Genomic DNA, 20,366 nt, shown 5'->3' on the forward strand with positions numbered 1-20,366 from the left:
GCGGCTGGCCCGCACCTTATACGTAATCGGCCTTTTCCGCCAGTTCTAGGCGGCGGGAAGCCTTTGTCGCAGGGTTGCCGGCAGCAGGGCCAGGACCATGCGCCGCACATGATGCCAGAAGGCCGACAGGCTGAGCAGCAGCGAGCCCACCACCAGGGCGGTGAGCGCGAAAGCCTCGGCCGACGAGCCGGCGGCCTCGAACAAGGTGGTGGCGGCGTAAAGCACATAGGCCAGTGCCGAGACCAGCAGGGCGCGGCGGTCCACCGCCAGGGCGACCACCGCCAGCACCAGATAGACGGCCACCGCTCCAGCCGCTCCGGCGACGGTGCCGCCGCCGCCGCCCAGGGCCGAGAAGACCGGATGGACGATCATGGGGGCTGCGGCCAGATGCAGCCAGAACGCCACGTCCGAGCGCCGGGTCTTGCGCGCCAGATCGCCCGCGTCCCACCAGAGCGCCAGGGCGAACAGGGCCAGCCCGGCGACGAAGACCAGCGGCAGGAAGAAGTCCCGGAGCGCGGGAACCAGGGCAAGGCCTAGGGCCAGCAGGGCGCCTGCTCCGGCAGCCGCTCCGGCGGCGATGGTGATGGGCACCATGAAGCGCCGCCAATGGCCCCAGGCGGCCAGGGCGGCGGCGGCGGCCGAGGCGGCGACGCCATAACCGCCCCGGGCGAAGTCGTCGACGCCGACCACGCCCAGCCCGGCGGAGAACACCCCGTAGACGAAGGCCAGCAGCAAGGCGAGGCTGGGCAGGGCCATGCGGCGCAGCCTCGTGAAATACTCGGCGAAGGCCCAGGCGGCGACGGCCACCGAGGCGCCGCCAAGGATCGGGCTGATCTTGCCCGCCAGCCAGCCGAGCGCCGAGAGCAGCAGCACGGCGGCGATGGTGACGAAGATGTCGTTGAAGCTGGTGACGAGACGCACGCTCTCCTCGTCCGCGTCGTGGGACGATTGCCGGCGGGCGACGAAGGCGCGAAACGCCGTCGCTGCGTCGCGGCTGAGGATGCCTTCCCCTACCGCCGCGTCGAGATCGTCGTCAGTGTACATGGGAGATCCCTTCGCTCCAGGTTCCTATCGCCAGCCCACTTCGCGGGCCAGGGCTTCCAGCACCGAGCTGGATGCCTCCCATTCCTCGGGCGGGGGGGCGCCGTCGGACTGGGCGGCGGCCCGGGCGGTGGCGATGGTTTCGGCCAGGGGCGCCAGACCCGCGGCGGCGCGGCGTGCATCCACCTCGGCCTCGTCCTCGATGGGGAGCGGCGACAGGCGGCCGCCCTGCCAGTCCAGTTGGGTGCCGAATTTCTGCGGGCGGCCTTCGAGCGCCCGGATGCGGTCTTCCAGCATGGCGGCGTGACGCCGGGGCACCTCGTCGCGGTTGGCGGCGGACTTCAGCAGCCCTAGGCAGCGGCGCATGAAACTGGGGCGCGACACGGCGTGCATGGCCACCAGCCAGGCGGCCTCGGCCCCGTCGGGGCCGGCGGAATCGGCGGTGGGCCAGCCCTCGTCGTCGACGATCAGCTCCAGCTCGCGGGCGTTGGATTCGTGGAGGCGGCGCAGTTGCGGCGGATACCCGCCCACCGGTTCGCCCGATTGCAGCAATTCATGGCGCAACGCCTGCTCGGCGTCCTTCAACGCCAGTAAGCGGTGGCGGAAATGTCCGGCCAAAGGCTGCGCTCCCGAGGGGTAAGACCAGTGCTATGCCCCAGGCAGATATTCGATTTATGGGCTGAGATCAACAAATTGCTGGGAGAGGGGCCCCCTCCCCGGCCCTCCCCCGGCAAGGCCGGGGGAGGGGGGAAGCTCTCGTCTAGTCGCGGGCGCCCGACAGCAGGCCGCGGGCGATGACCTGGGCCTGGATCTCGGCGGCGCCCTCGAAGATGTTGAGGATGCGGGCGTCGCACAGGATGCGCGAGATGGGGTATTCCTCGGCATAGCCGTTGCCGCCGTGGACCTGCAGCGCGTTGTCGGCGTTGGCCCAGGCGACGCGCGCCGCCAGCAGCTTGGCCATGCCGGCCTCGATGTCGCAGCGGTGCCCCTCGTCCTTCTCGCGGGCCGAGAAGTAGGTCAGCTGGCGGGCCACCATGGTTTCCACCGCCATCCAGGCGATCTTGCCGCCGACGCGGGGGAACTCGTAGATGGGCTTGCCGAACTGGACGCGCTCGTTGGCATATTTCAGGCCCACTTCCATGGCGCACTGGGCGACGCCCACGGCGCGCGCCGCGGTCTGGATACGGGCCGATTCGAAGGTTTCCATCAGCTGCTTGAAGCCCTGGCCCTCGACGCCGCCCAACAGGTTGGCGGCGGGAACCTTGAAGCCGTCGAAGCCCAGCTCGTATTCCTTCATGCCGCGATAGCCGAGAACCTTGATCTCGCCGCCGGTCATGCCCTCGGCCGGGAAGGGGTTGGCTTCCGTGCCGCGCGGCTTGGGCGCGATCAGCATGGACAGGCCCTTCCAATCCTTGGTGTTGGGATCGGTGCGGGTCAGCAGGGTCATCACGTCGGTGCGCGCCGCGTGGGTGATCCAGGTCTTGTTGCCGGTGACCACATACTCGTCACCCTGCTTAACGGCGCGGGTGCGAAGCGAGCCTAAGTCGGAACCGGTGTTGGGCTCGGTGAACACGGCGGTGGGCAGGATCTCGCCCGACGCGATCTTGGGCAGCCAGTACTGCTTCTGCTCCTCGGTGCCGCCGAGGCGGATCAGCTCGCCGGCGATCTCGGAGCGGGTGCCCAGGCTGCCCACGCCGATATAGCCGCGCGACAGTTCCTCGGTGACCACGCACATGGACATCTTGCCCAGGCCCAGGCCGCCGTATTCCTCGGGCAGCGTCAGGCCGAACACGCCCATCTCGGCCACATGGTCCACCACCTCGATGGGGATCAGCTCGTCCTTCAAGTGCCATTCGTGGGCGTGGGGGATGACCTCGTTCTCGGCGAACGAGCGGAACTGGTCGCGGATCAGGACCAGGGTCTCGTCCTCCAGGCCCGGCTCGCCGAAATGATGGCCGTCCTTGATCAGCTCGGCGATGCGGGCGCGCACGACCGCCGTGCAGCCGTCGCGGCGCAGCAAAGAGGTCGCGTCGTTGGAGAATTCGTGCACGGCCTTGGCATCGAGGCCCAGATCGCCGGGGCGCACGATCTCGCCCTGGCTCATGGGGATGCCGCCATAGATCTGGGCGGTGTATTCGCCATAGGCCGCCTGGAGCATCAGGGTCTCCAGCTCGCCCAGCTTGCTCTCGTCCTTGAGGCGCTTGGCCCAGCCCAGCATCTGCTGCAGGGCGGCGACGTAGGTGGCCAGCCAGGCATAGCCGTGGGCGGCGGTCTGGTTGGCGTCGAACAGGGCGCCGTTGACCTTGCCGTCCTTGCTGACCATGGCGGTGACATTGGCCTTGGCGGCCAGCCGCAGCTTGTCGAGGACCGCGACGGCGGACTCGCAGGTGGGGATCAGATCGGGAAGCAGGATGGCGGTCATGGCGACGTCCTCAAAGACCATAGGAAAAGAAAAAAACCCTCTCCCGGCGTGGGGAGAGGGTTTTCACTCAAGGTTTAGCCCTCGATGCAATCCTCGACGGTGTAGCGGCCGGGCTTGTAGGCCTGGACCAGCACCGCCATGTTGCCGGGCTTGTGCTCGTTACGCAGCATCTTCATGTGGGCCTGCGGGATGTCCTCCCACGAATAGACCTCGGACATGCAAGGATCGATGCGGCGCTCGATGACCAGCTGGTTGGCCTGGGCGGCCTGCAGCAGGTTGGCGAAGTGGCTGCCCTGGATGCGCTTCTGGCGCATCCACACGAAGCGGGCGTCGAAGGTCAGGTTGTAGCCGGTGGTGCCGGCGCAGAACACGACCATGCCGCCGCGCTTCACGACGTTGCACGACACCGGGAAGGTGGACTCGCCGGGATGCTCGAACACGAAGTCGACGTCGTTGCCCTTGCCGGTGATGTCCCAGATGGCCTTGCCGAACTCGCGGGTCTTCTTCATGTAGTCGCCGAAGGCCTTGGGGTCGCCGTCCACATCGGGCAGCTGGCCCCAGCAATCGAAGTTCTTGCGGTTGATGACGCCCTTGGCGCCCAGGCCGAGCACGAATTCGCGCTTGTCCTCTTCCGAGATCACGCCGATGGCGTTGGCGCCCGACACGGCGATCAGCTGGATGGCCATGGAGCCCAGGCCGCCGGCCGCACCCCACACCAGGACGTTATGGCCGGGACGCAGCACGTGCGGACGATGGCCGAACAGCATGCGGTAGGCGGTGGCCAACGTCAGCGTGTAGCAGGCGCTCTCTTCCCAGGTCAGGTGCTTGGGACGCTCCATGACCTGCTGCGCCTGGACGCGGCAGAACTGGGCGAAGGAACCGTCAGGAGTCTCGTAGCCCCAGATGCGCTGGCTGGCCGAGTTCATGGGGTCGCCGCCGTTGCACTCCTCGTCGTCGCCGTCGGTCTGGTTGCAGTGAACCACCACCTCGTCGCCGACCTTCCAGCGCTTCACCTTGGAGCCGACCTTATAGACGATGCCCGAAGCGTCGGAACCGGCGATGTGGTACTCGGCCTTGTGGTAGTCGAAGGGCGAGATGGGCTTGCCCAGCGCGGCCCAGACGCCGTTGTAGTTGACGCCGGCGGCCATCACCATGATCAGGACTTCATGGGAGTCGATCTCGGGGGTATCGACCACCTCGACCTGCATGGCGGTCTCGGGCTTGCCATGGCGCTCCCTGCGGATGGCCCAGGCGTACATCTGCTTCGGCACATGGCCGATCGGGGGAATCTCACCAAGCTCGTAGAGATCCTTGACCACCTGCTCGCTCATCCTAGAACTCCTTGACCCTCTGGACGACACTTCCCCGACGCGGCCGGCCTCGGCGCTCGGTACACCGCCTTTTAGCGTTTTGTCGCTTTCTTCGCAATGCACAAAATGATAGTTTGTTTCGCGAAGTCGGGGGAATGAGAAATTTTAGGTCGCATGCCGATCCTAACCCCTGGCAAAGAGACATTTTTTTGAATGGATTCAGTCTGGAGCCCCCGATGACCGAAAAGACCGCCCGCGAAGCCACAGCCCCCGCCCGTGAGAAGCCCTGGCTGTTCCGCACCTATTCGGGCCATTCCTCGGCGGCCGAATCCAACAAGCTGTACCGCACCAATCTGTCCAAGGGGCAGACCGGGCTGTCCATCGCCTTCGATCTGCCGACCCAGACGGGCTATGACAGCGACCACGCCTTGGCCAAGGGCGAAGTGGGCAAGGTGGGCGTGCCCGTCTGCCATGTGGGCGACATGATGACGCTGTTCGAGGGCATCCCGCTCGAGAAGATGAACACCTCCATGACCATCAACGCGCCGGCCGCCTGGCTGCTGTCGCTTTATATCGCCACGGCGGAGAAGCAGGGCGCGCATCGTTCGGTGCTGAACGGCACCACCCAGAACGACGTGATCAAGGAATACCTGTCGCGCGGCACCTATATCTTCGCGCCGCAGCCCTCGTTGCGCCTGACCAGCGACGTCATCGGCTTCACCTATACCGAGGTTCCCAAGTGGAACCCCATGAACGTCTGCTCGTACCACCTGCAGGAAGCGGGCGCCACGCCCGAGCAGGAGTTGGCCTACGCGCTGGCCACCGCCGTCGCCGTGCTCGACACCGTGCGCCCCACCGTGCCGGCCGCCGATTTCGAGACGGTGGTCAGCCGCATCTCCTTCTTCGTCAACGCAGGCATCCGTTTTGTCACCGAGCTGTGCAAGATGCGCGCCTTCACCGAGTTGTGGGACGAGATCTGCGTCAATCGCTACGGCGTCAAGGATGAGAAGGCCCGGCGCTTCCGCTATGGCGTCCAGGTGAACTCCCTGGGCCTCACCGAGCAGCAGCCCGAGAACAACGTCTACCGCATCGTCATGGAGATGCTGGCCGTCGTCCTGTCCAAGAACGCCCGGGCGCGCGCCGTGCAGCTGCCCGCCTGGAACGAGGCGCTGGGCCTGCCGCGCCCGTGGGACCAGCAATGGTCGCTGCGTCTGCAGCAGATCATGGCCTATGAATCCGACCTGCTGGAATTCGGCGACATCTTCGACGGCTCGCACGAGATCACCCGCAAGGTCGAAGCCCTGAAGGCCGGCGCGCGCGAGGAACTGGCCCGCATCGACGACATGGGCGGCGCCGTCTCGGCGGTGGAATCCAGCTACATGAAGCAGAAGCTGGTGGAATCCAACGCGCGCCGCATCGGCGCCATCGAGACCGGCGAGCAGATCGTGGTCGGCGTCAACAAGTGGACCGAGACCGAGCCCAGCCCGCTCACCACCGGCGACGGCTCCATCATGACCGTCGATCCCAAGGCCGAGGCCGAGCAGATCGAGCGCCTGAAGGCGTTCAGGGCGTCCCGCGACGGAAGCGCGGTGGATGCCGCCCTGGCGTCCTTGCGCGCCGCCGCGCAGGAAGGCCGCAACGTCATGGAGCCCTCCATCGCGTGCGCCCATGCCGGCGTCACCACCGGCGAGTGGGCCCAGACGCTTCGCGACGTGTTCGGCGAATACCGGGCGCCGACCGGCGTGGCCCGGGCCGCCGCCGAGGTCAAGGGCGAGAAGATGGGCGCCGTGCGCGCCAAGGTGGAGGCGGTCTCCGCCAAGCTGGGCCGCCGGGTCAAGATCCTGGTGGGCAAGCCGGGACTGGACGGCCATTCCAACGGCGCCGAGCAGATCGCCGTGCGTGCCCGCGACGCCGGCATGGAAGTGGTCTACGAGGGTATCCGCCTCACCCCCGCCCAGATCGTCAACGCCGCGCTCGAGGAAGGCGTCCACGTGGTCGGCCTCTCCATCCTGTCGGGCAGCCACGTGCCGCTGGTCACCGAGGTGCTGGAGCGCATGAAGGCCGCCGGCCTGACCGACATCCCCGTGGTGGCGGGCGGCATCATCCCGCCTGAGGACGAAAAGGTGCTGCTGGCCGCCGGCTGTGCCCGCATCTACACCCCCAAGGATTACGACATCACCGCCATCATGGGCGACATCGTCGATCTGCTGGCGGCGTAAGGCGGGGGAAGGGAAGCGGTGCGAAGGGACTCGTCCCTTCGCGCATCCCGGAAGTTAAAAGGCGAGGGGGCCATCCGGGGAAAAATGGCCGGCCCCCTCGCCAAAAGCCTGTCTTCCCTGACGAGGAGGAGACGGCCCGTTCCGGCAATCTATGCCAATTCCAACTCTCACGCCAAGCGTCGGAGCGTTGCGTTTCGGTGAAGGCCGCCCTTACAGAATCGCCAGCACGCTTTCCGGCGGGCGGCCCAATGCCGCCTTGGTGTCCGTCACCACGATGGGGCGCTCGATGACGATGGGGTTGGCGACCATGGCCCGGATCAGGGCGTCGTCGTCCAGCCCGGCCGGGTCGATGCCTGCCTCGGCGGCTTCCTTCTTGCGCAGGATCTCGGCCGGGCGCTTGCCCAGCAGACCCAGGATGCGGGTCAGTTCGGCGGCCGAGGGCGGCTCCTTCAGATATTCCACGATGGCGGGGCTGATGCCCTTGTCCTCGATCAGCTTCAGCGTATCGCGCGACTTGCCGCAGCGCGGGTTGTGATAGATGGTGACCTGACCGGACATGCTCGATCCTCGAAAGCGGTTAAAGACCATGAGTGCTGTTGCCCATAATGGCGTCTTCGCCCGCCTGCTCGCCACCCTGATGTTGCTGGGCATGCTGACCGGCGGCGCCCTGGCCCAGGATGCGGCCCCGCCGCCGCCCGCGCCCATCCCCGAACTGCCCGGCCAGATCAACGCCATCGGCGACAAGGCCGCCGACGTCATGGTGCAGAAGCTGGCCGACCATTCGGGGCGCGACCAGTGGCGCCATACGGCGGTGATCGTCGTCATCACCCTGGCGGTGGCCTTCGGCGCCGACCGCCTGTCGCGGGGCGCCTGGCACCGTTTCGCCGGGCGGCGGCTGTCGGACGAGCAACGTCTGCGCATCCGGCTGCGCCTGGGCTGGCTGCGCCGCATCCTGCTGGTCGGCCTGGTCGGCGCGGTCGGGCTGATGACCATCCAGTCCCTGGGCGTCTACGACGTGCTGGCGGTGGTGGGCTCGGAATGGGGGCGGCGCATCCTGTCGGGCGTCATCAACATCATCTTAGTCCTGGCCCTGGCGGTGGTGTTCTGGGAGGTGCTGCGCGCCCTGATCGAGCGCTATCTGTCGGCCACCGATTCCGACGGCAACCAGCTGCAGCGGTCGGGCCGGGCGCGCACCCTGCTGCCCCTGGTGCGCAACGCCGCCTTCATCTTGCTGGTGGTGACGGTGGGGCTGATCGTGCTGTCGGAGATCGGCGTCAACATCGCGCCGCTCTTGGCCGGCGCCGGTGTGCTGGGCATCGCCATCGGCTTCGGTTCCCAAAAGCTGGTCCAGGACATCATCACCGGCGCCTTCATCCTGTTCGAGGACACCGTGGCGGTGGGCGATTCGGTCAAGGTGGGCGAGCATGTGGGCACGGTGGAATCGCTGTCCATCCGGGCCCTGAAGATCAGAGACGGCAACGGCTCGCTGCACACCGTGCCGTTCGGCGCGGTTTCCACCGTGATCAATTCCAGCCGGGGCTTCAACTACGCCGCCATCGACGTGCCGGTGGCCTATGAGGTGGACACCGACCGGGCGACGGAAATCATCCTGGCCCTGGGCGCCGAGATGCGGGGCGAGGCCGTCTGGGGCGCCATGATGATCGATCCCGTCGAGGTCCAGGGCGTCGAGCGCTTCGATTCCGCCTCGGTGATCCTGCGGGTGCGCATCAAGACCACGCCCGGCGACCGCATGACCCTGATCCGCGAGTTCAACCGCCGCCTGAAGCAGCGTTTCAGTGCGGCGGGCATTTCCATGAGTTCGCCCCAGGCCCAGAAGGTGGTGTCAGGCTGACGAGGGGATCTCTTCGGCCTCGATCACGGCGCGGGCGGTTTCCCAGGAAAAGCCGGCGCGACCCAGGGCGGCCAGGTCCTTGGCGCGGAACTCGGCCCGCTTGTCCGCCGGGCGCCAGGGCCCCAGCCGGCGGCGGCGCGCCAGGGTGAAGGCGGCGTCCAGTTCGGAGTCCGGCTCCTGCTCGGCCAGGGCGGCGGCGACGGTTTCGGCCTCGACCCCCTTGGCGGCCAGCGCGGCCTGGATCAGACGGGTGCTGGCCCCCTTGCGCCGCAGGCCCCGCACCTTGGTCCCGGCATAGGCGGCATCGTCGAGATAGCCGAGACCGGCCAACTTGGCGATCACCGCCTCGACCATGGGCGTCGCCTCGTCGCGCTCGCCACCCCAATGGGCGAGCGAGCGGTCCACCTTGCGCATGAGTACCCTTCGCAGATTGGCCCTGGACGAGGAATAGCGTTCGAGATAATGCAGCGCGGCATTCTCGAGGTATGATGGCGTGATCTTGGACGGAGGGCGTCTGCCGGTCCGGGGGGCGAGCTGGGTCATGGAAAGCGAGTGTAGCATGAGAGACGACGTGAACATCCTGCCGCCCGCGCCGCGCTCCTACGGCGCGGTCAACTGGCTGGGGACCTGGACCCTGTTGTGCAAGGAGGTGCGCCGCTTCCTCAAGGTCTATTTCCAGACCATCGTCGCGCCCGTGGTCACCACCTTGCTGTTCCTCTCGGTGTTCGCCCTGGCGCTGGGACCCGTGGCGGCCCAGGTCAAGGGCGTGCCCTTCGTCCAGTTCCTGAGCCCCGGCCTGATCATGATGGCCATCGTCCAGAACGCCTTCGCCAACACCTCGTCGTCGATCATCATCGCCAAGGTCCAGGGCAACATCGTCGACATGCTGATGCCGCCGCTCACCGGGGCCGAGCAGACGGCCGCGGTCGCCCTGGGCGGCGTGGCGCGCGGGCTGGCGGTGGGCATCGCCGTGGGCCTCGCCATGGCCCTGTTCGTCCACCTGCCGGTCCACAACCCGCTGCTGATCGTCTATCACGCGGTGATGGGTTCCTTGATGCTGTCGCTGCTGGGCATGATGGGCGGCATCTGGGCCGACAAGTTCGACCACATGGCCGCCGTGACCAATTTCATCGTCACGCCGCTGTCCTTCCTGTCGGGCACCTTCTATTCCATCGAGCGCCTGCCCCAGGCCTTCCACGCCGTCGCCCTGGTCAATCCGTTCTTCTACATGATCGACGGATTCCGGGCCGGATTCATCGGGGTGAGCGACGGCTCGGTGGCAATCGGCGTCGCCGCCATGGCGCTGGCCGACCTGGTTTTGCTGCTGGTCACCTGGCGCATGCTGGACAGCGGCTACAAGCTTAGAAGCTGAAAAGCCGCCAGCCCATTGACATTTGTCGGTTTCCAACCGATATTCTGCCGCTTTCCATGAGCGCATCGGCCTTTTCGCTCGCACTTGCGAGGCCGCCGGGCATTCTCGGGAGAGTGACGTGATTCCAGTGGTGATGCCGACCTATGCGCGTGCCGACCTCGCTTTCGAGCGGGGCGAGGGTGTCTATCTGTTCACCGGCGACGGCCGACGCTTCCTCGATTTCGCCGCCGGCGTCGCCGTCAACGCGCTGGGGCATTGCCATCCGCGCCTGGTCAAGGCCCTGACCGAGCAGGCCGGAAAGGTCTGGCACACCTCCAACCTGTACCGGGTGCCGGGACAGGAGAAGGTGGCCGCCAAGCTGGTGGAGCGTACCTTCGCCGACACGGTGTTCTTCTGCAATTCCGGCGCCGAGGCGCTGGAGTGCAGCATCAAGATGGCCCGGCGCTACCACTACGCCGCCGGCAATCCCGAACGCTACCGCGTCATCTGCGCCGAGGGCGCCTTCCACGGCCGCACCCTGGCCACCGTGGCGGCGGGCGGGCAGAAGAAGCACATGGAGGGCTTCGCGCCGGCGGTCGAAGGCTTCGACCACGTGCCCTTCGGCAACCTCAACGCCATGCGCGCCGCCATCACCAAGGAGACCGCCGCCATCCTGGTCGAGCCGGTCCAGGGCGAGGGCGGCATCGTCCCCGGCGATCCCGATTACCTGCGCCGCCTGCGCGCCACCGCCGACGAGTTCGGCGTGCTGTTGATCTTCGACGAGGTACAGACCGGCATGGGCCGTACCGGCACCCTGTTCGCCCACCAGCAGGCGGGCGTCGCGCCCGACATCATGGGGGCGGCCAAGGGCCTGGGTGGCGGCTTCCCGGTGGGCGCCTGCCTGGCGACGGAAAAGGCCGCCTCGGGCATGGTGGCGGGCACCCACGGCTCGACCTTCGGCGGCAACCCGCTGGCCATGGCGGTGGCCGACGAGGTGCTGAACGTCATGGCCGAACCCGGCTTCCTGGACCGCGTCCAGGCCATGGGCGCTCTGCTGCGCGCCCGGGTCGAGGAAGTTTGCGCCCGCTATCCCGGCGTGGTCACCGAGGTCCGGGGCCTCGGCCTGATGCTGGGCTTCAAGCCCGTCATGCCCAACACCGAGATGGTGGCAAGGCTGGCGGCCGGCGGAATGCTGACCGTGGGGGCCGGCGACAATGTCGTGCGGCTGCTGCCGCCGCTGATCATCGACGAAAGCCATGTGGACGAAGCCGTGGGCATCCTGGCCCGTGCCTTCGATGAGGTGAAATGATCCCTTCCAACGCATCGGGCGCACCGCGCCATTTCCTCGACCTTGACGGATTCGACACGGCAACGCTGCGCCATATCCTCGATCTCGGCCTGGCCTACAAGCAGGGCAAGGGGCCCAAGGCGCCGCTGGCCGGCAAGATGCTGGCCATGATCTTCGAGAAGCCCTCGACCCGGACCCGCGTGTCCTTCGAGGTGGGCATGAAGCAGCTGGGCGGCGACGTCGTCATGCTGGCCGCCGGCGACACCCAGCTGGGACGGGGCGAGACCATCGCCGACACCGCCCGGGTGCTGTCGCGCTTCGTCGACGCGGTGATGATCCGCACCAACCTGCCGGAAAAGCTGACCGAACTGGCCCGGCATGCCGGCGTGCCGGTGATCAACGGCCTGACCGACGAATCCCATCCCTGCCAGGTGATGGCCGACGTGATGACCTTCGAGGAGCATCGCGGCTCGCTCAAGGGCAAGGTGGTGGCCTGGGTGGGCGACGGCAACAACGTGGCCGCCAGCTGGATTCACGCCGCCGGCCATTTCGGCTGCGAGATCCGTCTGGCCTGCCCGGAAAGCCTGATGCCGTCGAGGGCAGCGGTGGACTGGGCCCGGGCCCGGGGCGCCAGCGTGGTGCTGACCACCCATCCCGCCGAGGCGGTCAACGGCGCCCATCTGGTGCTGACCGACACCTGGGTCTCCATGGGCTGCACCGATGCCAACCGCCACGAGCTGCTGGAGCCCTATCAGGTCAACGAGGCGCTGATGGCCAAGGCCGCGCCCGACGCCCTGTTCATGCACTGCCTGCCCGCCCATCGCGGCGAGGAAGTGACCGACCCGGTCATGGACGGCTCGCAATCGGTGGTGTGGGACGAGGCGGAAAACCGCATGCACGTCCAGAAGGGAATCCTGACCTGGTGCCTGGCTTGACCGATACCGTCCTGCCCTTTTCCGTGATGGGCGGCGCGGTGCGCGGCCGCCTGGCCCGCCTGGGCGCCTCGCTCGACACTATTCTCGACGACCAGCACGCCTATCCTGTGCCGGTGGCCGCCCTGCTGGCCGAGACCATGGCACTGGCCGCCGTGCTGGCCACCTCCATGAAGTTCGACGGCATCTTCACCCTGCAGGCCCAGGGCGACGGCCCGGTCTCGCTGCTGGTGGCTGACGTGACCAGCGGCGGCGACATGCGCGCCCACGCCCGCTTCGACGCCGCCCGTCTGGGGCAGGTGCCGGTGGCCGACCGGGCCTCGGTGCCGGCGCTGCTGGGCAAGGGCTATCTCGCCTTCACCGTGGACCAGGGGCCGGATACCGACCGTTACCAGGGCATCGTCGAGCTGGAGGGCGCCACCCTGGAAGACTGCGCCCGGGCCTATTTCAAGCAGTCGGAACAGCTCGACACCGCCATCGAGGCCGCCGTGCGCCCGCCCGCCGGCGGACGGGGCTGGGCGGCCGCCGCGCTGATGATCCAGCGCATGCCGGCCGGGACCGGCAGCGCCCCCATCCTGGTGGCCGAGGAGGCCGAGGAAAGCTGGCGCCGCGCCGAGATCCTGCTGGGCAGCGTCACCGGGGCCGAACTGACCGATGCCGTCCTGGCGCCCGAACAGCTGCTTTATCGCCTTTATCATGCCGAGCAGCTGCAGGCGTTCGAGCCCAAGGCGATCCAGGCCCGCTGCCGCTGCTCGCGCGACAAGGTGGAGGCGACCTTGCGTTCGCTGCCTGCCGCCGAGATCGCCTCGGTGGCCGACGCAGAGGGCAAGATCGTGGTGACCTGCGAGTTCTGCCGCACCGACCATGTCTTCCGGCTGTCCGAGCTGCAGCATTCTTGACGGCTTGCCGCACCGCACCGATATTGAACCCACATGTTTCGTACGCCCAAAGGGAGTCATTTCCGATGATCGCTCGGCATTTCCGTCTGGTGGTGGCCGTTGTCGCCGCCCTTACCGCCAGCGCCTGCCAGAACGCCAAGCCGCCCATGCAGAAGCTGCCCGAGATCAGCTTCTCCAACCTGCGGCCGTTCCAGCTGGACGTGGGCCAGCTGGAGATCGTCTCGGAATTCGTCGCCCCCGGCCGTTCGCCCCATATCGAGCACCTGATGCCGGTGTCGCCCGAAGGCGCCATCCAGCGCTGGGCTCAGGACCGGCTGAAGCCGGTGGGCCGCACCGGCTCGGCCCGCGTGGTGATCAAGGACGCCAAGGTGGTCGAGGTGCCGCTGGCCATCGACAAGGGCCTTACCGGCGCCTTCAAGAAGGAGCAGGAGGTGCGCTACGACGCCGCGCTGAACGTGGCGGTGCAGATCCTCGACGCGCGCGGCATGGTCCAGGGCGAGACCGTGGCCCAGGCCACCCGCTCCAAGACCGTGGCCGAGGGCATCACGCTGAACGAGCGCGACCGGGTGCTCTACGACATCAGCGAGAGCCTGGCGAAGGACATCGACCAGCAGATGTCCCAGCTGATTCAGAGCTATCTCGGCCGTTGGGTGAGGTAGAGTCCATAAGGATTTGTATCGAATCGGATTCCGCGCTTGACGGGCGGCTCTCGCCACCGTAAAAACGCGGCTTCCTCCGGTATGCCCCGGCCAACGGGCGCTCTTCCGGGACCGAATTTTTGGATATGAGGATTTCGCTATGGCTCGTCGCTGCGCCATCACCGGCAAGGGCGTTCTGACCGGAAACAACGTCAGCCACGCCAACAACAAGACCCGTCGTCGGTTCCTGCCCAACCTGCAGGAGGCCTCGCTGCTGTCTGACGCCCTGGGTCATGCCGTGCGCCTGCGCATCTCGACCAACGGCCTCAAGACCATCGAGCACAACGGCGGCATCGACTCCTACCTGCTGTCCATCGCCACCACCAAGCTCAGCGCCGAGGCTCGCCGCCTGAAGAAGCGCATCGAGCGCGCCCTGGCCAGCAAGCAGGACGCCGCCGCGGCCTAAACCGCGTGCCGCAGATTTCCCAAAGGGTCCGTGGGCAACCACGGGCCCTTTTGGTGTTTCCTGCTGCCGGTATGGGGGCTGTACCCGCCGACATTTCCCCCCAGCCCAACCCTCCCCCAGCAAAGCCGGGGGAGGGGGCTTAGAGCAAAAAAGCCCCTCCCGGTGTCCCAGAAGGGGCTTTGTGCCGTCTGGAGCAGACGGAAAGCTACTTGGTGGTGCCGATGCCGGCCGGAGCGCGGGTGGTGGAGTAGACGCCGCGCTGGTCGGGGATGGGCTTGAACTTGTCCGAGATTCCCAGCACCGTTTCGGCGCCGCCCAGATAGAGGAAGCCGTCGTCGGGCACCACCCGGCTGATATTGTCCAGCACCCGGGTCTTGGTGGGCTGGTCGAAATAGATCAGCACGTTGCGGCAGAACACCACGTCGAACTGGCCCAAGGGCTTCAGGTCGTGCAGCAGGTTGTACTCGCGGTACTGGACCATGCCGCGGATGGCGGGGTCGATCTGCCACATCTCGGCGGTCTTCTTGAAGTACTTGACCAGCAGCTGGATGGGCAGGCCGCGTTGCACCTCGAACTGGGAGTAAAGGCCGGCCTTGGCCTTCTCCAGCATCTCGGTGGAGATGTCGGTGCCGACGATCTCGATCTTCCAGCCTGCCAGCTTGGCGCCTTCTTCCTTCAGCACCATGGCGAGCGTATAGGCTTCCTGGCCCGAGCTGGACGCCGCCGACCAGATGCGGAACGACTTCTTGGCGGCGCGGGTGGCCAGCAGATGGGGCAGGACGACGCTCTTGAACTGGTCGAACGGCTTGATGTCGCGGAAGAAGAACGACTCGTTGGTCGTCATCGCCTCCGTGACCTCGCGCAGCAGGTCCTCGCCGGCGGTGCGCAGGCCGGAGACGAGGTCTTCCAGGCCCTTGAGGCCGCGCTTGCGGGCCACCGGGGTGAGACGGCTTTCCAGGAGGTAGGCCTTGTCGCGGGTGATGACCAGACCGGAACGGTCCTTCAGCAACTTGGCGACGAAATCAAAATCTTCGGGCCGCATGGGTTTAGCGCCTCGCCGCCAGTTTCATGATCCAAGGGGCAATTTCCGGCAGAGGCAGGACGGCCGAGCAAATGCCCGCCGTCGCCGCTGCCCCCGGCATGCCCCACACAACCGAGCTAGCCTCGTCCTGGGCGATCACGGTGCCGCCCGAGGCAACCACCGCCTGACCGCCCTTCATGCCGTCGGCGCCCATTCCCGTCAGGATGCAGGTCAGCACGCGCTTGCCATAGGCGGCGGCGATGGACCGCAACATGGGATCGACGGCCGGGCGGCAGAAGTTCTCAGGAGGGTTCTTGTTCAATCGCAGTACTTTGTCCGTACCCTTGGTTTCGACCACCATGTGGAAGTCACCCGGCGCGATATAGACGCGTCCGCTGGTGATCACCTCGCCATCGACGGCCTCGTGGGCGTTCCAGCCCGAGACGCGGCTGATGTGCTCGGCCAGGATGGTGGTGAAGGTGGCGGGCATGTGCTGGGTGATCAGGATGGGCTGGCGGACGGTGCCGGCCTTCATGGTGCCCAGCACGGTGAACAGCGCCTGGGGGCCGCCGGTGCTGGAACCGATGGCGATGACGTCCGGCGGCTCGGGCGTGTTGCTGCGCAGCTGCAGCGGCCCCGGCGGATGGATGGGAACCGGGGTGCGGGGCGTGGACGGAGAGATGGTCGGCCGGGTGGCCGGCGGGCCGCCGGGTCGCGCGGGCCGCGCGCCGGCGCGGCGCGCCTGGCCCAGGGCCCGGATCTTGCCCACCAGCTCGCTCTTGAAGTCGGCGCCGCCCGCCAGGTCGCGGGTGGAGGTGGGCTTGGGGATGTAGTCGGCGGCGCCCATCTGCATGGCGCGCAAGCTGACGTCGGCTCCCTTCAGCGTCAGGGTCGACTGCATGATCACCTTGAGGCCGGGGTCGATCTGCAGCAGCTTGGGAAGGGCTGTCAGACCGTCCATGACCGGCATCTCGATATCGAGGATGACCACGTCGATCTCGTTGCGCTCCAGCGAGGCGAGCGCCATCTGGCCGTTGCCGACCGAGGCGACCACCTGAATGCCGGCTTCGCCTTCCAGGATACGGGTGACGAGACCGCGGACCACTGCGGAATCATCGACCAGCATGACCCGGATGGGCTCGGCTGCCGAAGAAGGGGAATCGATGGCCATGGGTGAAATCACCGAACCGGGGGCTACAGCAATCCGACCTGCGAGAACTTCGCCTGAAGGATTTCGCTGTCAAAGGGCTTCATGATGTATTCGTTGGCGCCGGCCGTGATGGCTTCCTGAATATGCTCGATGTCGTTCTCGGTGGTGCAGAACACCACGACCGGATGATCGCCGCCGGGAAGCTGGCGCAACGCCCGCAGGAAGTCGATGCCGTTCATCACCGGCATGTTCCAGTCGAGCAGCACCGCGTCCGGCATGGAGCGCTTGCAGGCTTCCAGCGCCGCGGAGCCGTCCTCGGCCTCCTCGGTCTTGAAACTCAGCTCGTGCAGGATTTTCTTGGCCACCATGCGGATGACCTTGGAATCGTCAACGATCAGACAGGACTTCATTCCCAAGCTTGCCTCCGATGGAGGGGCGGTCTTGTTCCCTGAGCGGGAGTGCCACCCCTTCGTGGTCCCTTACCCCATGCCTATACTATTCGTTCCGCGTGAAATCCAGCAGCTTGCCGACGTCGAGCACCACGAGCAGCTTATCGTCCAGGCGGTAGATGCCGATGGAGAAATCCCGCCAATGGGGATCCAGCGTCGGCGGATTGCGTTCGAACTTGGCCGCCGGCAGCGACAGAACCTCGCCCACCTGGTCGACCATCAGGGAGTAGAGCTCGCCGCCCATGTCGACGACCACGCTCATGCCCTTCTTGTCCTCGGCCCGCTTCTTCAGGCCGAGGCGGAGCCGGACGTCGATGGCGGTGACGATGCGGCCGCGCAGGTTGAGGCTGCCCGCAACCTCGCGGGGCGCCAGGGGAATGCGGGTGATCTTCTGCGGGCCCAGCACGTCCTGGACGGTCAGCACGGGAATGCCGAACAGCTGACCCTCGATGAACATGGTCACGAAGTCCTGGGTCTCGGGAGCGGCCAGCTCCGTTCCAGGGCGCTTACCAGCGGGGACTAACTGATTCATGCGGCACCTTTAGAGGCTGCGATGGTCGTGGCCAGGGTCTGCAACAGGGCATCGCGGTCGAACTTGGCGATGTAGTCGTTGAAGCCCACCTGACGGCCGCGTTCGAAGTCCTTTTCGGTGGCGTGCGACGACAGGGCGACCATGGGGATGGTGCCCCAGCGACCGTCGGCGCGCACCGCCTGGGCGAATTCGAAGCCGCTCATGCCGGGCATTTCGATGTCGCTGATGATGGCGTCGAACTCGTCGCCGCGCTCGCGGAGCGCCAGGGCCTTGTCGGCGCCGTCCACCGAGATCACCTCGTAGCCGGCGACCGACAGCAGAGGCGTCAGCAGGTTGCGGAAGAACGGCGAGTCGTCCACCAGCAGCACGCGCGGCTGATGGTATTCGTTGCTGCCGAATTCCTTGTCGTTGCGGCCGAACCAGTCGCCGAACGCCTGCGGCAGGTAGTAGCCGGCGTCGATGATGGTGGTGGCCTTGCCGGCGATGACGGCGGTGCCGATGACGCCGGGATTGTCGGCGGACAGTTCCACCTTCAGGGTGTCCTCGACGATGTCGACGATCTCGTCGACCACCAGGCCCATGGTGTGGTCCTTGTCCGAGAACACCAGCACCGGCTGGCGACCCTCGTCGCGGAAATTCATGATGCCGTCGATGGCGATCAGCGGCATCAGGTGGCCACGGTACTGGACCATGGGCTTGCCGTGGCTGTGCTCGATGTCGCCCACCTCGATCTCCTCGAGGCGCGCCACCAGGGCCAGCGGCACCGCCTTGAGGTCGTCGCCGCCGGCGCGGAACACCAGCAGCGAGGTCTTGCGGTCGGCGTGGCTCTCGCGGATGGTCTGGGCCTCGGCGTCGCGGGTGCCGGCGCCCATCATGCCGGATTCGCCGGTGGCGCCGGCGATGCCGTTGGGGTCGAGGATCATGATCACCGAACCGTCGCCCAGGATGGTGTTGCCCGAGAACATGGAGATGTGGCGCAGGATGGGAGCCACCGGCTTGACCACGATTTCCTCGGTGTCGAACACCCGGTCGACGATGATGCCGAAGGTGTAGGTGCCCACCTGGGTGACGACGATGAAGGTTTCCTGCTGCTCTTCCTCGTTCTCGGCCAGCTTGAGCAGGCGCTTGAGCGAGACCAGGGGCAGCAGGCGATCACGCAGGCGCAGAACCGGCGCGTTGTTGATCATCTCGATGCCGTGCTCGGAATTGGCCGTCACGCGCACCAGTTCCAGCACGCTGATCTGCGGGATGGCGAAGCGCTCGACGGCGCATTCGACGATCAGGGCCGAGACGATGGCCAGGGTCAGCGGGATCTTGATGACGAAGCTTGATCCCTTGCCGGGCTGGCTCTTCAACTCGACGGTGCCGCCGATCTTCTCGATGTTGGTGCGCACCACGTCCATGCCGACGCCGCGGCCCGACACGCTGGTGACCTTCTCGGCGGTGGAGAAGCCGGCCTTGAAGATGAACTGGTAGATCTGCTGGGGCGTCAGCGCCTCCAGCTCGGATTCCGACGCCAGGCCGTTCTGGATGGCCTTCTGCTTGATGCGGTCCAGGTTGAGGCCGCGTCCGTCGTCGGAGATCTCGATGATGATGTGGCCGCCCTCGTGGAAGGCGTTCAGGACGATCTTGCCGATTTCCGGCTTGCCGACCTTCTTGCGCTCCTCGGTGCCCTCCAGGCCGTGGTCGGCCGAGTTGCGCACCATGTGGGTCAGCGGGTCTTTGATCAGCTCGAGGACCTGACGGTCCAGCTCGGTCTCGGCGCCGAGCATCTGGAGGTCGATCTTCTTGTTCATTTCGACCGCGAGGTCGCGGACGATGCGCGGCAGCTTGGCCCAGGCGTTGCCGATGGGCTGCATGCGGGTCTTCATCACACCTTCCTGGAGGTCGGTGGTGATGTGGCTCAAGCGCTGCAACGGGGTGGCGAACTCGCTGTCGTCCTTGCCGCGGACCATCTGGAGCAGCTGGTTGCGGGTCAGCACCAACTCGGACACCAGGGTCATCAGGTTTTCCAGCAGTTCCACGTTGACGCGGATGGTCTGGGCGGCGACGGCGGATTCCTTGGCCTCGCCCGCCGGGACCGGCGGCGCGGCGGCGGCGGCCACGGCCGGCGGCTGGGCGGCGGTCGCGGGGACGCTGGCCTTGACCGGCTCGGGCTCGGGTTCCGGCTCGGGCTCGGGCTCCGGCTCGGGGGCCGGCGCGGCGGCGGCGGGCTCGGGCGCGGCGGCCACCGGCTCGAAGGTGGGCATGGGCGGCGACGGCGGCGGCGGCGCGGACGGCGCGCCGACGGACCGGCCCTCGGCCATGGCGTTGAGACGCTCGATCAGGTCGGCGTCGCTGCCCTCGGGCTCGCACTCGTTCTGTTCAAGATGGCCCAGGATCAGCTTGATGCGGTCGATGGACTGCAGGATCAGGGTCACGGCGTCGGGGGTGACCTCCAGCTCGCCGTCACGGAACTTGCCCAGCACGTTCTCGCCGGCGTGGGCCACATGCTCAAGGCGCGGCAGTCCCAGGAAGCCGCAGGTGCCCTTGATGGTGTGGACCAGACGGAAGATGTTGCCCAGAATCTGAGGGTCGTTGGGATTCTGCTCCAGATTCACCAGGGCAACGTCGAGAACGGAAAGACTTTCCGATGTCTCAGTCAGAAATTCACTGAGGAGATCATCCATGATCGACTCCAGTACGGTCCTGTTTCAGCACTCGCGCGCGGCACCAAAACCACCTCTCCCCCTATCCGAACTGGACAGGCCATGCCGACTAATAGCACGGCGAGGAGGTCTTTAGAAGAACCCAGAC

The 20,366-nt window shown here is 66.9% G+C and carries 19 protein-coding genes; 8 read left to right on the forward strand and 11 right to left on the reverse strand.

The genetic code is table 11. From position 1 onward, the window contains the following. Nucleotides 1–45 precede the first annotated feature (45 nt). The 4 genes from XM1_RS05750 to ccrA all read right to left on the reverse strand — a co-directional run bounded on the left by XM1_RS05750 (nucleotide 46) and on the right by ccrA (nucleotide 4,794). Nucleotides 46–1,044, reverse strand: coding sequence for a hypothetical protein (locus XM1_RS05750; RefSeq protein ID WP_068431099.1), 999 nt, complete (start codon nucleotides 1,042–1,044; stop codon nucleotides 46–48). A 24-nt stretch (nucleotides 1,045–1,068) separates the two neighbouring features. Continuing rightward, a complete protein-coding gene (locus XM1_RS05755; protein WP_068431102.1) occupies nucleotides 1,069–1,659 on the reverse strand; it encodes a DUF6624 domain-containing protein in 591 nt (196 codons plus the stop codon). 142 nt (nucleotides 1,660–1,801) lie between these two features. Then, complete coding sequence (locus tag XM1_RS05760) at nucleotides 1,802–3,463, reverse strand: acyl-CoA dehydrogenase family protein (protein ID WP_156428651.1); 1,662 nt, start codon at nucleotides 3,461–3,463, stop codon at nucleotides 1,802–1,804. 74 nt (nucleotides 3,464–3,537) lie between these two features. Further along, nucleotides 3,538–4,794 (reverse strand): crotonyl-CoA carboxylase/reductase, encoded by a 1,257-nt coding sequence (gene ccrA, locus XM1_RS05765; RefSeq protein ID WP_068431106.1) that lies wholly within the window; start codon nucleotides 4,792–4,794, stop codon nucleotides 3,538–3,540. A gap of 215 nt (nucleotides 4,795–5,009) precedes the next feature. Between ccrA and XM1_RS05770 the strand changes: the two genes are divergently transcribed. Next, nucleotides 5,010–6,992, forward strand: a complete 1,983-nt coding sequence (locus XM1_RS05770) for a protein meaA (protein WP_068431109.1) — start codon at nucleotides 5,010–5,012, stop codon at nucleotides 6,990–6,992. 210 nt (nucleotides 6,993–7,202) lie between these two features. Here XM1_RS05770 and arsC read toward each other — a convergent pair whose 3' ends face one another. Further along, complete coding sequence (gene arsC, locus XM1_RS05775; protein WP_068431112.1) at nucleotides 7,203–7,550, reverse strand: arsenate reductase (glutaredoxin); 348 nt, start codon at nucleotides 7,548–7,550, stop codon at nucleotides 7,203–7,205. 28 nt (nucleotides 7,551–7,578) lie between these two features. Here arsC and XM1_RS05780 point away from each other — a divergent pair, with 28 nt between their 5' ends. After that, nucleotides 7,579–8,844: a mechanosensitive ion channel family protein gene (locus tag XM1_RS05780; RefSeq protein ID WP_068431114.1), complete on the forward strand. Its 1,266-nt coding sequence runs from the start codon at nucleotides 7,579–7,581 to the stop codon at nucleotides 8,842–8,844. On the opposite strand, the gene XM1_RS05785 is transcribed toward XM1_RS05780, so the two are convergent. Continuing rightward, complete coding sequence (locus XM1_RS05785) at nucleotides 8,836–9,258, reverse strand: regulatory protein RecX (protein ID WP_231920700.1); 423 nt, start codon at nucleotides 9,256–9,258, stop codon at nucleotides 8,836–8,838. The two genes, XM1_RS05780 and XM1_RS05785, sit on opposite strands and share 9 nt — an antisense overlap. Nucleotides 9,259–9,403: 145 nt before the next feature. Here XM1_RS05785 and XM1_RS05790 point away from each other — a divergent pair, with 145 nt between their 5' ends. From XM1_RS05790 to rpmB, 6 genes are all read left to right on the forward strand, one after another. Next, the gene (locus XM1_RS05790; protein WP_068431120.1) at nucleotides 9,404–10,216 is read left to right on the forward strand and encodes an ABC transporter permease; all 813 of its coding nucleotides are present in this window, start codon (nucleotides 9,404–9,406) and stop codon (nucleotides 10,214–10,216) included. 118 nt (nucleotides 10,217–10,334) lie between these two features. After that, nucleotides 10,335–11,504, forward strand: coding sequence for an aspartate aminotransferase family protein (locus tag XM1_RS05795; protein WP_068431123.1), 1,170 nt, complete (start codon nucleotides 10,335–10,337; stop codon nucleotides 11,502–11,504). Next, a complete protein-coding gene (argF, locus tag XM1_RS05800; RefSeq protein ID WP_068431126.1) occupies nucleotides 11,501–12,418 on the forward strand; it encodes an ornithine carbamoyltransferase in 918 nt (305 codons plus the stop codon). The genes XM1_RS05795 and argF overlap by 4 nt, the downstream gene beginning before the upstream one ends. Then, nucleotides 12,415–13,314 (forward strand): Hsp33 family molecular chaperone HslO, encoded by a 900-nt coding sequence (locus XM1_RS05805; protein WP_082700393.1) that lies wholly within the window; start codon nucleotides 12,415–12,417, stop codon nucleotides 13,312–13,314. The genes argF and XM1_RS05805 overlap by 4 nt, the downstream gene beginning before the upstream one ends. Nucleotides 13,315–13,379: 65 nt before the next feature. Then, nucleotides 13,380–13,973, forward strand: coding sequence for a hypothetical protein (locus XM1_RS05810; RefSeq protein ID WP_068431129.1), 594 nt, complete (start codon nucleotides 13,380–13,382; stop codon nucleotides 13,971–13,973). Between the two features lie 139 nt (nucleotides 13,974–14,112). After that, on the forward strand, nucleotides 14,113–14,418 hold the full coding sequence (rpmB, locus tag XM1_RS05815; protein WP_068431131.1) for a 50S ribosomal protein L28: 306 nt from the start codon (nucleotides 14,113–14,115) through the stop codon (nucleotides 14,416–14,418). Nucleotides 14,419–14,623: 205 nt separating this feature from the next. Here the strand turns inward: rpmB and XM1_RS05820 are convergent, their stop codons facing one another. From XM1_RS05820 to XM1_RS05840, 5 genes are all read right to left on the reverse strand, one after another. After that, nucleotides 14,624–15,460 (reverse strand): protein-glutamate O-methyltransferase CheR, encoded by an 837-nt coding sequence (locus XM1_RS05820; protein WP_068431134.1) that lies wholly within the window; start codon nucleotides 15,458–15,460, stop codon nucleotides 14,624–14,626. A 4-nt stretch (nucleotides 15,461–15,464) separates the two neighbouring features. Beyond that, complete coding sequence (locus XM1_RS05825; protein WP_068431137.1) at nucleotides 15,465–16,610, reverse strand: chemotaxis response regulator protein-glutamate methylesterase; 1,146 nt, start codon at nucleotides 16,608–16,610, stop codon at nucleotides 15,465–15,467. Nucleotides 16,611–16,633: 23 nt separating this feature from the next. Then, nucleotides 16,634–16,999 carry a PleD family two-component system response regulator gene (locus XM1_RS05830; RefSeq protein ID WP_008619879.1) on the reverse strand — a complete coding sequence of 122 codons (366 nt, stop codon included), beginning with the start codon at nucleotides 16,997–16,999 and terminating at the stop codon, nucleotides 16,634–16,636. An 85-nt stretch (nucleotides 17,000–17,084) separates the two neighbouring features. Then, the gene (locus tag XM1_RS05835; RefSeq protein ID WP_011382772.1) at nucleotides 17,085–17,570 is read right to left on the reverse strand and encodes a chemotaxis protein CheW; all 486 of its coding nucleotides are present in this window, start codon (nucleotides 17,568–17,570) and stop codon (nucleotides 17,085–17,087) included. After that, on the reverse strand, nucleotides 17,567–20,239 hold the full coding sequence (locus XM1_RS05840; RefSeq protein ID WP_068431140.1) for a chemotaxis protein CheW: 2,673 nt from the start codon (nucleotides 20,237–20,239) through the stop codon (nucleotides 17,567–17,569). The genes XM1_RS05835 and XM1_RS05840 overlap by 4 nt, the downstream gene beginning before the upstream one ends. Nucleotides 20,240–20,366 lie beyond the last annotated feature (127 nt).

Origin of the sequence: Magnetospirillum sp. XM-1, from assembly GCF_001511835.1 — a bacterium.
GTDB lineage: Bacteria > Pseudomonadota > Alphaproteobacteria > Rhodospirillales > Magnetospirillaceae > Phaeospirillum.